General features: G+C 65.1%; 10 protein-coding genes and 1 tRNA gene. 2 read left to right on the forward strand and 9 right to left on the reverse strand.

Annotation, left to right across the window (positions count from 1 at the left end; all coding sequences use genetic code 11):
* Window positions 1-149, reverse strand: a 149-nt coding sequence (locus tag EPY72_RS14995; RefSeq protein WP_168216054.1) for a nucleotidyltransferase family protein, incomplete at its 3' end; no start/stop codon positions are given.
* Between the two features lie 420 nt (window positions 150-569).
* Between EPY72_RS14995 and glmS the strand changes: the two genes are divergently transcribed.
* Both glmS and EPY72_RS15005 read left to right on the forward strand, forming a co-directional pair.
* Complete coding sequence (gene glmS / locus EPY72_RS15000) at window positions 570-2,390, forward strand: glutamine--fructose-6-phosphate transaminase (isomerizing) (protein ID WP_134671946.1); 1,821 nt, start codon at window positions 570-572, stop codon at window positions 2,388-2,390.
* Between the two features lie 79 nt (window positions 2,391-2,469).
* Window positions 2,470-3,417 (forward strand): polysaccharide deacetylase family protein, encoded by a 948-nt coding sequence (locus tag EPY72_RS15005; RefSeq protein ID WP_135806960.1) that lies wholly within the window; start codon window positions 2,470-2,472, stop codon window positions 3,415-3,417.
* 102 nt (window positions 3,418-3,519) lie between these two features.
* Here the strand turns inward: EPY72_RS15005 and EPY72_RS15010 are convergent.
* From EPY72_RS15010 to EPY72_RS15045, 8 genes are all read right to left on the reverse strand, one after another.
* Window positions 3,520-3,604 (reverse strand) — tRNA-OTHER (locus EPY72_RS15010).
* A 123-nt stretch (window positions 3,605-3,727) separates the two neighbouring features.
* Entirely contained in the window at window positions 3,728-4,582 is an 855-nt protein-coding gene (locus EPY72_RS15015) for a CheF family chemotaxis protein (RefSeq protein WP_135806961.1), read from the reverse strand.
* Between the two features lie 83 nt (window positions 4,583-4,665).
* Window positions 4,666-6,393: an archaellar assembly protein FlaJ gene (flaJ, locus tag EPY72_RS15020; RefSeq protein WP_135806962.1), complete on the reverse strand. Its 1,728-nt coding sequence runs from the start codon at window positions 6,391-6,393 to the stop codon at window positions 4,666-4,668.
* Between the two features lie 150 nt (window positions 6,394-6,543).
* Window positions 6,544-8,325, reverse strand: coding sequence for a type II/IV secretion system ATPase subunit (locus EPY72_RS15025; RefSeq protein ID WP_135806963.1), 1,782 nt, complete (start codon window positions 8,323-8,325; stop codon window positions 6,544-6,546).
* An 8-nt stretch (window positions 8,326-8,333) separates the two neighbouring features.
* Window positions 8,334-9,101 (reverse strand): archaellum protein ArlH, encoded by a 768-nt coding sequence (locus EPY72_RS15030; RefSeq protein WP_134671941.1) that lies wholly within the window; start codon window positions 9,099-9,101, stop codon window positions 8,334-8,336.
* A complete protein-coding gene (locus EPY72_RS15035; RefSeq protein ID WP_134671940.1) occupies window positions 9,098-9,553 on the reverse strand; it encodes an archaellum stator protein ArlG in 456 nt (151 codons plus the stop codon). Before EPY72_RS15035 ends, EPY72_RS15030 begins: the two co-directional genes overlap by 4 nt.
* A complete protein-coding gene (locus EPY72_RS15040; RefSeq protein ID WP_134671939.1) occupies window positions 9,554-10,003 on the reverse strand; it encodes an archaellum stator protein ArlF in 450 nt (149 codons plus the stop codon).
* On the reverse strand, window positions 9,987-11,501 hold the full coding sequence (locus tag EPY72_RS15045) for a FlaD/FlaE family flagellar protein (protein ID WP_244605596.1): 1,515 nt from the start codon (window positions 11,499-11,501) through the stop codon (window positions 9,987-9,989). Before EPY72_RS15045 ends, EPY72_RS15040 begins: the two co-directional genes overlap by 17 nt.
* Window positions 11,502-11,519: the final 18 nt, after the last annotated feature.

The raw sequence follows: 11,519 nt of genomic DNA on the forward strand, positions 1-11,519 counted from the left end.
TCGGCGCCGGCCCGGACGGCGGCGGCCGCGGCGTGGGCGGCCAGCGGCCGGTCGGCGACCGGCAACATCGGTTTCGGGAGCGACGCCGACAGCGGGCGGATCCGCGTGCCTTCACCCGCCGCGAGGACGACCGCTTGCGTCCGTGTCATCGTCGACACTAACCAGCACGCGATATTTTGTTACCCCCCTCTTGTGGCTCGGTAAGCGTCCGGTACCCGAAACGTGGGCGCACACATCTGACCGGGAAGGCGATCCCGAACGGTCAGCCCGGTGTCGGGACGAATCGGCGCTCGGGCGGGCGTCCGGAGCTTAAGTCGGTCCTACGTCGAGCGTATCAGCGCCTACGACCGGGTCAGCAGGCGTATAACAAAGGGGAGCCGACGCCTCCACTGGAGTATCGCCCGCTCCCCGTTCTTCGGGGCGGTCTGGACGACACAACGTGTGATGGATATGAACTACGGACACCCTAGCCGACTGCCGCTCGACAGACCGCGGGACGCCGTCCCGAGCGAACGCCGTGTCGCGACGAACTCAACTATGACAGGAACGAACTCGACGGGGGCTCACTAATGTGTGGTATCATCGCCCGTATCGGCGGTAACGACGGCGCGGTCGACGAGTTGCTCACCGGACTCGAGAACCTCGAGTACCGGGGGTACGACTCGGCCGGGCTGGCGGTAAAGAACGGTAGCGGACCCGAAGTGGTCAAACGCGAGGGCGAGATCTCCCACCTGAAGGAGGCTCTCGCCGACGAGGTGCCAGACGGCGGCCTCGGCATCGGTCACACGCGGTGGTCGACCCACGGGCCGCCGACAGATGCCAACGCCCACCCCCACACCGACTGCACCGGCGACGTCGCGATCGTCCACAACGGAATCATCGAGAACTACGACGAGCTCAAATCCGAACTCGCCGACCGCGGCCACGAGTTCACGAGCGACACCGACACCGAGGTCGTCCCCCACCTCGTCGAGGAGGCGCTCGACGACGGTGACGACCCCGAGACCGCGTTTCGGCGGACTATCGAGAAGCTGTCGGGGAGCTACGCCGTGGCGATGATCACCAGCCACGACCACGCGGTGTACGCGACCCGTCGGGGGTCGCCGCTGGTGTTGGGCGTCAGCGACGGCGAGTACTTCCTCGCGAGCGACGTGCCCGCGTTCCTCGATTTCACCGACGACGTCGTCTACCTCGACGACGGCGACGTGGTCGTCGTCGAGCCCGACGGCCACCGGATCACGAGCGCCGACGGCGAGCGGGTCGACCGGGCGATCCGGACGGTCGACTGGGACCCCGAAGACGCCGGGAAAGGCGGCTACGACCACTACATGCTCAAGGAGATCCACGAACAGCCCGCCGCGCTCCGCCAGACCCTCCGCGGGCGGGCCGACCCCGCGACCGGCGAGATCCACCTCGAAGACTTCCCGCCGGGGACCTTCGAGGGCGTGAAGCGGGTCCAGTTCGTCGCCTGTGGCACCTCGTACCACGCGGGGCTGGTCGGCGCCCAGTTCCTCTCCGAAGGCGGCGTCCCGGCCCAGGCGTTTCTCGCCAGCGAATACGCGACCGCACAGCCACCCGTCGACGAGGAGACGCTGGTGATCGGCGTGACCCAGAGCGGCGAGACCGCCGACACGCTGGCGGCCCTGCGGCAGGCCACCGCCAGCGGGGCGCCGACGCTCGCGGTCACGAACGTCGTCGGTTCGACCGCCGCACGGGAGTGTGACGACGCGCTGTTCATCCGCGCGGGCCCCGAGATCGGCGTCGCCGCGACCAAGACGTTCTCCTCGCAGGTGGTGTCGCTGGCGCTGCTCGGCGAGCGACTCGTCCGGGACGTGACCGGCACCCGGACCGACGGCGCGCGCGAGCGCCTCGAGGCACTCTCGGAGCTACCGGGCCACGTCCAGCAGATCCTCGATTACACGAGCGCCCGACGGGTCGCCGCGGAGTACCGCGACAGCGACGCCTACTTCTTCATCGGTCGCGGATCGGTGTTCCCGGTCGCCCTGGAGGGCGCGCTGAAGTTCAAGGAGATCTCCTACGAGCACGCCGAGGGGTTCGCGGCCGGCGAACTCAAGCACGGGCCGCTCGCGCTGGTGACCCCCGACACCCCGGTCTTCGCGGTGTTCACCGGTCGGAACGACGAGAAGACGCTGGGCAACGTCAAGGAGGCCGAGGCGCGGGGCGCGCCCGTGGTCGCGATCGCCCGCGGCGACGCCGACGGCGCCCGCCAGTACGCCGACGACGTGCTGACGATCCCGGACACCCATCCAGACGTGGCGGGCGTGCTGGCGAACGTCCAGCTCCAGTTGCTGTCGTACTACGCCGCCGACCTGCTCGATCGACCGATCGACAAGCCGAGAAACCTCGCGAAGAGCGTCACCGTCGAGTAGGAAACACCCGATTACCGTGGAGAACGCTTCTGAACGGTCGGACCGATTTACTCGCCGAGGCTCCGATAGATTCGCTACGATGGGGTCTGTCGTACTCTCGCTCGATGCGGAACTCGCGTGGGGCTTCCACGATCACGACGAACTGGCCGAGGACCGGGTCTCGGCGGCTCGCGAGTCGTGGCTCGGGCTGTTGGAACTGTTCGACGACTTCGACGTGCCCGCGACGTGGGCCGTGGTAGGCCACCTCATGCTCGACAGTTGCGACGGCGAGCACGCCGGCCACCCGACCCCCGACGGCTGGTTCGAGCGCGACCCCGGGAGCTGGGAGGGCCGCGACGACCGGTGGTACGGCTCGAAGCTGGTCGACGCGATCGAGGCCGCCGACGCGGACCACGAGATCGGGAGCCACACCTTCTCGCACGTCGAGTTCGGGCACACGACCCGCGAGATCGCCGCCGCCGAGATGCGCGAGTGCGTCGAGATCGCCGAGGACCGCGGCAGTTCGGTCGACTCGGTCGTCTTCCCCCGAAACTACGTCGGTCACCGGGACGTGCTTGCGGCCTACGGCGTCACGTCCTACCGAGGGACCAAACCCAGACGGTGGTACGACCGCGGCCCGCTCGGGTCGGCCGCGAAGCTCCTGGGCTGGCCGACCGGCGCGGTCTCGCCCACGATGGTCATCCCGGAGATCGACGAGTACGGACTGGTGAACGTGCCGGCGTCGCTCTACCTGTTCGGCTTCGAGGGGCGAGCGCGCTCGGCGGTCGAACGGGCGACCGGCGATCCGGTCGTCGAGATGGCCCGCCGAGGTATCGACCGGGCGTCGACCGGCGACGGCGTGTTCCACATGTGGCTCCATCCGAACAACCTGACCGACGAGCGGGACTTCGACCGGATGAGGGCGATCCTCGAACACCTCGCCGCGGTCCGAGACCGGACGCCGCTCACCGTCGAGACGATGGGCGAGATCGCCGCGGACCTCAAAGACGACGAGCCCCTGCCGCGCGAGCCGATCGGCCCCCGGTAACGCGGCGTTCCGCGAGAAGCCGTCTCACCGATGGAGTTCGTCCGCGCGCCGCGAGAAGCGAGTCTCGCTCGACGGTGCGTGCCGGGCGAGTTGTCACGAGAGCGGAAGGGGCGGGAGTCGAACCACGCGAAGCCTGTCGGGCTGCCACCGGAAAACCGGTGGCGCTCTACCACTGAGCTACCCTTCCACGGTCGTCAGTTCGTATCGCGGTGTCTTTGTCATGTTTAGCGCGGACGGAAGTAACCGTTTCGCTACGTTTGGGGATCGCGGGCGTCCGCTCTGTATCGGTGGGGCGACGAGCGGTGGGCCCTCAGGTGTTGACCGACTCGATGCGGTCGCTGACGACCAACTGCCCCTGCGCGGTCAGCGACACGCCCTTCTGGCCCTCCTCGATTAGCCCCTCGTCCGTGAGGTCGTTGAGGACCATCGTGACCTGACTCGAGTCGAGCCCCAACATCCCGGCGAGGTCCCCGCTGGTCGCGCCGGAGTAGATAGCGACCAGCGCCTCCATCGCGTCCTCCGAGAGCTCGACGTCTTCGACCTCGCGGGCGAGTTCGGAGTACTCCAGCCGGAGGTATCGGCCGAGCAGGTTGAGTTTGCGCTCGCTCTGGAGCGTAAACTCCGAGGTGACCGACTGGCCCTCCTCGGCGTGGCGCAACACGATCACCTGCTCGCTCTCACGTTCTTCTTTCTGGAAGTAGGTGACGTTGGCGAGCTCGACGGTCATCGATCCGGGTCCCTCGAACCGGACCGTTCCGGGCGCGATCCGGAGCTTGGCGGGGCGAAACGTCGCGTCGGTCACTCGACCGCCCACCCGAGCGGGGTGTTTGACTTTCGCCTTCGATCCGGTGAGCTCGGCCTTGAACAAGACGGTCTTGAACCGCGAGACCTCCTCGGAGCCAGCCTCGACGACCGCCGTCCGCCGGGCGTCGCCGTCACGGTACGCGATCGTGATGGTGTCTTGAAAGAACGATTCGAGGTCGCCGGGGACGTGGCCGACGTTGACGTCGAAGATCGCCGTGAGGGGGATCGTGGTCTTGGAGTCGTCGGTCGCCATCACCAGCCGCTTTTTGCTCAACACGATGCGACCCCGGACGGGCTCGGGGGTGTCGAACGTGTCGAGGGTGAAGCGCGCGACGAAGTCGGCGATGACCTTTTCGGACATGGTTGGTCGAGACCCGGCGAGTCGGCCGTCTCGTTGGACGGACATTCGAACAGGATGTACATATTTTTTCGGTTCGCCGCCGGTCAGACGTTCAGGAACGAGCCCACGACGAACTGAGTGAACACCGCGATCACGCTCGACACCCAGGTCAACAACACGTAGTGGACGTAGGTGTTGACCTTGTGACCGCCGTCGGCGATCCGGATCATCAGCGACGACAGGATGGAGTTGAGCAGGATAATAATCAACAACAGGTATTCGATGGTCTGGATATCGTACACCTCAGTGTGGATGATGGTGCCGAAGTCGAACTGTGCGGTATTCAGTCCGATCGACATCCCTGCCAGCACATCGACGATTTCGAGTCCGATGAAAAAGGCAAACGTCGACGCCGCCGTGATGCCGTAGAGGACGCCGATGAGCGTCACCGTCGACTGGGTGCGCCGCTCCCGGAGTTGAAGCACCTCGTTCATGTTACTCGAGATGAGCTCGCCCAGCTTCTTCGGATCGCCACCCATCTGGCGGCCGATCAGGAACATCTCGCTGAACTTCTGGATGAGGTACGACCGCGACTCGGCCGTGAAGTGGCGCCACGCCAGTTCCGCTTCGATCCGCATGTTGAGCCGCTTGTAGAGGTCGTCGACGTTGTCGGTCAGCGCGCCGAAGTTCTTGCCGCGCAGGCTCTCGAGAACTTTCGTCGTCGTGCTCTGTTTCGCGGTCTCGGTCGCGCCGAGCGCCCGGATGAAGCTGGTGAACTCCTCGTCGCGCTCCTTGATCTCCTCTTCTTCGCTCCGGACGACGATACCCGGGATCAAAAGCGGCGTGGTCGGGATCGCGGCGAAGAACGGCAGCGGGATCGAGTCGGGGTCGATGCCGGTCTGGCCCATCAACACCAGCAGACAGACGGCGATAGCCACGAGCGTGAGCACCACGCCGACCGCGACGGCGATGCGAATCCGCCACTCCGAGCCGGTCGTCCGGTGCTCGGGGTGAAACCACACCGGATCGTACGGGGCGGTGTTCCGGATCAGCAGCAGGAAACCCGTCTGAACGAACGCGAACAGCAATACAACGGCTCCGACCGTCATCGTCGGGTTCGTACCGGTCAGGATGGGCAGAACCGTAGCGAACACGAGCGCGAACGTCACCGAGAGCACCATCGAGAGGTAGAGGTCTTTCATCACTTCGAGGTTCTGAAGCGAACCCTCGTAGATCGTGACGTAGTTTTGGATGACCACGTCCTGCTCGCTCAGCAGAAAGTCCTGGATCTCCTGGCCGGCGTTGATGGTGTAGGCGAGGCGGTCGAGGAAGTCGGCGAACGGCTTGCTCGGTGACTTGTCCGCTCGGATTCGGAGCGCGTCGTCGAGGCTCTGATTCCAGGTGTCGACCAGTTGCGTTATCCGGCGCATCTCCTCGGAGAGCGCGCCGTACTCCTCTTCCTCACCGAGCGTCCGGAACACCTCGACGCGGTCGATGTTCGCGGTCGAGAGGATCGTCATGTGGGTGATAAACAGGTGAAGGCGATCCTCGATCTCCTTGCGCTTCTGATCGCGCAGGATCTTGGGGTAGATGACCGCGACGACCAGCGCGAGCGTTCCGAGCAGCGGAATCGGCACCGAGACGAGTAGGGGAAAGTCGGTGATGACGAAGACCGCGACGCTGAGCACGAAAAACAGGATCGACGGCCCGACGACCACCGCGAGGTACCGGGAGACTGGCGTCTCCATCTGCTGGTAGGACTCGACCGTCGAGGAGGCGAAGCCTGCGAGGAGGTCTTTCGCGTTCGACGCGGGTTGTTCGGTGCCTGCCATGGTCGTCGAGAGTCGAGTCGTGTTCGCGGGATTTAGGCCCCACCGTCATAAATCTTGTAAGCCGGGAACGTCGATCCAAAACACGGTGCGAGCGGGGCTCGGGCGCCGAAACCCACAGACAGACCGCAATCGGTATAGGGCAGACTCCGACTAGTCGAACGACCGGTGGATGTCGAACGGGAGCCCATCGACGCCGTCGCGCTGGAACGCCTCGATGGCTTCGTTGACCTCGTGGTAGCCGAGGATGTTCTCCTCGATCATGCGCTCGAACAGCTCCGCCCGGAAATCGAGTTCGTTGTAGATGTCGCGGGTGTTCTCGTACCCGAGCAGGGTCGCGATCTGCTCTTCGAGCACGAAGGAGTTGTTCATCCCCTGGAAGACGATCTCGTCCTCGACGGGGTCCCAGTAGAACGCCTGTCGGGTGACGACCCCGCCCATCTCCTTCGAGTAGCCCTCGATCTCCTGGACCGACGTGACCCGGCGCAACACGTCGTCGCCCTGCTTGACGCGGTTCTGGAACAGCGCGACGTCGGCGTTGTCCATGAACGTCTCGGGGATGTTGATCGGGTCGCCGGTGAACCGCTGGATCATCGAGACGATGTCGCTCGCGTGGAACGTCAGCATCACTGGGTGGCCGGTCTGGGCCGCCTGGAACGCCATTCGACCCTCCTCGCCACGCACCTCCCCGACGATGATGTAGTCGGGGCGCGACCGGAGCGCGGCCGCGACGAGGTCGAACATGTCGACGTCCGAGGAATCCTCGCCGCCGCCCTCCCGAGTGAGCAACTGCTGCCAGGTGTCGTGGGGCGGCAGGACCTCGGCGGTGTCCTCCGCGGTGTAGATCTTCGAGTCCCGCGGGATGAACGACATGATACAGTTCAGCGTCGTCGTCTTCCCGGACGCCGTCTCCCCGACGACGAACACGGTCTGTTCGTTCTCCAGACAGAGCCAGAGGTACGCCGCCAGCTTCGGCGACAGCGTCCCCCACTTGGTAATCTGGGCGACCGACAGCGGCGTACCCTCGCCCTGCCGGATGGTGAGGCTCGGGCCCTTCAGGCTCACGTCGTCGGAGTAGATGATGTTGATACGCGACCCGTCGGGCAGCGTCGAGTCGACGATGGGGTCGGAGTCAGAAACCGGGTCGCCGATGCGTTCGCCCATGTTTCGGAGCCAGTTGTCGAACTGCTCGGGCGTCCCGAAGTCGACGCTGGTTCCCAACATCCCGAACGTGCCGTGGTCGACGTACGTCTCGTGGGGGCCGATGACGTGAATGTCCTCGTTTGCGGGGTCGCGCATGATGGGTTCGAGCGGCCCGAACCCCACGATGTCGCGGTTCAGCCGATACCGGATGTTCTCGTAGGTCTGCTCGGAGACCTCGTAGGTGCCGATGTTCGTCAGCTCTTTGACCGTTCGGACGACGTCCTCGGTCGAGAACGACCGGACGCCCTGCTTGAAGTCGTTGTACGAGACTTCCTTGATCCACTGGAGGATCTCCTGGGGCGAGAGGTTGGTGACGCTTCGGCCCGCGCCCCCGTCGCCGTCGTTGATCGCGACCGTTTCGTCGAGCAACTCCTCGATGCGGTCGTCGTACTCGGACTCGTTTGCGGGCGCGGGCTTGTTCACACTCCGTTCGAGGATCTGACTCCGAACGTTGCCGAACAGCTCTTGTTCGGTCCCCGAGAGGTCGGGCTCGACCGCGTAGTACTCGGTGTCCTGACCCACGTCGCCGTAGATGTGACAGTAGATGGGACCGCCGACGGGGTAGATCACGTTCGGCTTGTCGGCCTCCCACTCGTCGGAGGGTTCGTCGATGAGTCGGGGGAACTCCCCGGTGAACTGCTTGAACCGCTTGAGGTAGTCCCGCAGGTGGGGCCGGCGCATGGCGACTTCCCGAAGGTCGTCTTGAATCTGTGCGGTCCCGTGTTCGGTCATGGTGGTCCTTACGCCACGCTACGGCTCTCGATGACGATTCCGGCGTCGGCGCGCACCGAGAACCCGATGGTGTCGCCGACCTGTTCGCCCATCCCGGCGAACCGCTTGACGGAGATGTTCCGTCGTACGTCGTTGCCGACCTCGACCATCTGAAGCTCCATGAACACGTCCGCGATGGCCCGGAAGGGTCCGATCGCCTCCTCGTCGACCGTCGACGGGTCGACCGTCAGGACGATGACCTTCCCCTGCGAGACCAGATCGCGGAAAAAGGAGATGATCTCGAGGGCCGCCTGACGCTCCTCGTTCTGTCGAATGAGCGCCTCGAACATGGGGTCGTTGCGGAGGATGGCGTCGAAGGTGTCGATGACGACCACGTCGGCGTTCCACATCGCCTCGGCGTTCATCAGCCGATTGAGCAGTTCCTTGCGATTCCCCTCGTCGTCTTCGTCCGGACGGGTGAGCCGCCGGCCGCTACCGGTGTCGACGTCGGCGTGAAGGAACAGGAGGCGCTCGTCGAGGAGGTGGTCCTCGACGCCGTACGACAGCGAGTGCATCTGGTCGATGAACCCGCCGATGGTGAGTTCGGTCGACAACAGCGTGACCGAGTGACCCGTCTCGCAGAGCCCGTAGCTGAACCGCTGGCTCATCGCGGACTTGCCGGCCCCGTAGTCGCCCTCGATGAGGATGATCGAGCCGCGGGGGATGCCGCCCCCGAGTTCGTGGTTCAGTCGGTCGTGGTCTTCGAGGCCGAGCGAGTAGAGATTGTCTCGTGTCATGTTCGGAACTCAAGCACCTCCTCGTCGTTGTTGACGATGACGGTCACGCGGTGGTCGCCGGCGCCGAGCCCGCTGTCGAGCGGTATTTCCAACCTAGCGACGTTTCCGACCCGCCACGCCTCGCCGTCGAGGACTTCCACCGTAACGTCTACCTGATACGTGCCGTCTACCAGCACTTCAATCTGGTCACTGTCGGCGGGGAGATCCAACGACCCGGTGTTTTTCACCAGCACGGTCACCGTGTTGCTACCGTCGTCGTAAATCGCGTCGGTGCTCGCGGGATCGCTGATGATCTCGACGTCGGTTCGGACGTCTTGGGAGACATCGAGGCTCCGGTCGCCGAGCGCCGACGACAGCCGCTGGACGCCCTGCGTGAACGTCCCCGCGACGCTCGCCGCGATGAGCAGGCTCGCGATGAACAGGATGAGGTGGGAACTGGAGACGCTCGCCATTTAGCTCACCCCCGCCGACGCGGAGACGCCCGGCTCGGTGACGATCTTCACCCGGCTCGGAGCGGGATCGGAGCCGTAATCGTACTCGATGTGGAGGGTCTCGCCGGGCACCCAGAGGTCCGTCTCCGAGTTGCCGTCGACGTCCAGCGTGATCATATTTTCGTCCGTGAGGGAGGTGTAGTTTCCATCTATAAGAAGGTCGGTGTCATTCACCGAGAGGGTCGTCGAGCCGGTGTTCTCGACGGTCACGTTCAGCGTCGTCGAGCCCGTATTCGAGGCTTGACCGATGCTCACGTCCGTGTTCTCCCGGACGAGTTCGTCGTCGGTGCTGTCCTCGTAGGCGTCGTTGACCAGCTCGAGGCCGTTGCTCGCCGCGGTGTAGGCCATCCCGAAGCTGATGACGATGCCGAGGAACAGGACCACCGTCCCGCCGCTAACGCTGAATCCCATCGCTCCCACCACGGATCTGTGCGCAGTGCTCGACGATCTTCCGCTGGACAGCATCGCCGGTCAGCTGGCTCAGGAAGGTGAGGCTTTGGATGTGGTCGTCGATGGCGAGCGTCGCGGGCCCGGTCTCGTCGGGATCGACCTCCTCGACGTCGGCGAACCCGCCGACGTACGCCAGCAGTTCTTCCTCGACTGACTCGCTGACCCAGCCGATGTCCCCGTAGTAGGTGATCGTCCGGACCGCGTCTTCGGGACCGAACTCCGTCACGAGGAACTCGAGCCACTCCATCACCACGAGGTCCGCGACGTAGCCGCTCGGAAGCTCCGCGAGGTAGGGCTTGCTGTCGAGTCCCGACTGTCGGGTTTCGGTCGCGACCGGTTCGGTCTCGGCGGTGTCGGTCGAGTCGGCAGGCTCCTCGAATTCGAAGCCGCCGTCGTCGGGTTCGCTCTCGACGGTTGGTTCGGGCTCTGGCTCGGGGTCGAGGTCGGGGTCGGGTTCGGGTTCGGGCTCCACCTCTGTGTCGACCTCCGAGGCGGTCTCCTCGCCGTTCGCCCAGTCGGCGTCGCCCGACTCGTACTCCTCTTTCAGTTCGGCGAACGTCGAACCGCCGGCCTGTCCACCGTCGTCGCCGTCGTCGTCCATATCTCCGCCCATATCCATTCCGCCGTCCATGTCCATTCCGTCGCCGAAGGCGTCGTCACCCATACCCTCGTCCGGATCGTCGAAGCCGAGGTCGTCGGCCGCATCCGCCTCGAAGTCGTCCTCGAACTCTTCGTCGGCTTCCTCTTCGAAGTCGTCCTCGAACTCATCGTCGGCCTCCTCCTCGAAGTCGTCTTCGAAGAAACTCTCGGCCTCGGCGTCTGCCACGTCGTCGTCCAAGTCCTCTTCCTCTTCGGTCTCCTCCTCACCGTCGAACAGGCCGAAGCTCCCGCCGCCACCGCCCGCGCCGTCGAACCCGTCGCCACCCATGCCGCCGCCCTGGACGTCGTCGACGAACGGGTTGACTCCACGGGTGACCATCTCGTAGATCTCGAGCAGTTTGCGGACGTTCTCCTCGGTGTCGTCGACCTTGGCGCTGATCTGCTCGTTCTCGCTTCGGACCGTCCCGACGGTCGAGGAGATCTCCGCGACCTCGTTTTCGAGCTCGTCGATCCGGTTTTCCAGTTCCTGGGTCGCGGCGCCGCCGCCTCCGCCGCCGCCCCCCATGCCGAACTCCTCGCCACCGCCGCCCATCCCGTCGTCCATCCCCCCGAAGTCGTCGTCCATCTCCATCCCGTCGTCCATCCCCCCGAAGTCGTCGTCCATCTCCATCCCGTCGTCCATCCCCCCGAAGTCGTCGTCCATCTCCTCGCCCATTCCGTCGCCGAACAGGTCGTCGTCTTCGCCGTCGCCGTCGGCGTTCTCACCCTCTTCCTCGTCCATGAAGTCCATGATACCCATGCCGACCAAGCCCGTCCCGAGGAGGTAGACGAACTGGTCGCCGAGGCCGAGAAGTTTCATTACCGACAACAGCGGACT

The organism is Halorussus marinus (assembly GCF_004765795.1).
GTDB classification, from domain to species: Archaea; Halobacteriota; Halobacteria; order Halobacteriales; family Haladaptataceae; genus Halorussus; species Halorussus marinus.

Bases quoted from the DNA above. Each gene is read 5' to 3' on its own strand.
- flaJ (WP_135806962.1), bottom strand. From the start codon at position 6,393: ATGGCAGGCACCGAACAACCCGCGTCGAACGCGAAAGACCTCCTCGCA.
- EPY72_RS15025 (WP_135806963.1), bottom strand. From the start codon at position 8,325: ATGACCGAACACGGGACCGCACAGATTCAAGACGACCTTCGGGAAGTC.
- EPY72_RS15005 (WP_135806960.1), top strand. From the start codon at position 2,470: ATGGGGTCTGTCGTACTCTCGCTCGATGCGGAACTCGCGTGGGGCTTC.
- EPY72_RS15035 (WP_134671940.1), bottom strand. From the start codon at position 9,553: ATGGCGAGCGTCTCCAGTTCCCACCTCATCCTGTTCATCGCGAGCCTG.
- EPY72_RS15015 (WP_135806961.1), bottom strand. From the start codon at position 4,582: ATGTCCGAAAAGGTCATCGCCGACTTCGTCGCGCGCTTCACCCTCGAC.
- glmS (WP_134671946.1), top strand. From the start codon at position 570: ATGTGTGGTATCATCGCCCGTATCGGCGGTAACGACGGCGCGGTCGAC.
- EPY72_RS15045 (WP_244605596.1), bottom strand. From the start codon at position 11,501: ATGAAACTTCTCGGCCTCGGCGACCAGTTCGTCTACCTCCTCGGGACG.
- EPY72_RS15040 (WP_134671939.1), bottom strand. From the start codon at position 10,003: ATGGGATTCAGCGTTAGCGGCGGGACGGTGGTCCTGTTCCTCGGCATC.
- EPY72_RS15030 (WP_134671941.1), bottom strand. From the start codon at position 9,101: ATGACACGAGACAATCTCTACTCGCTCGGCCTCGAAGACCACGACCGA.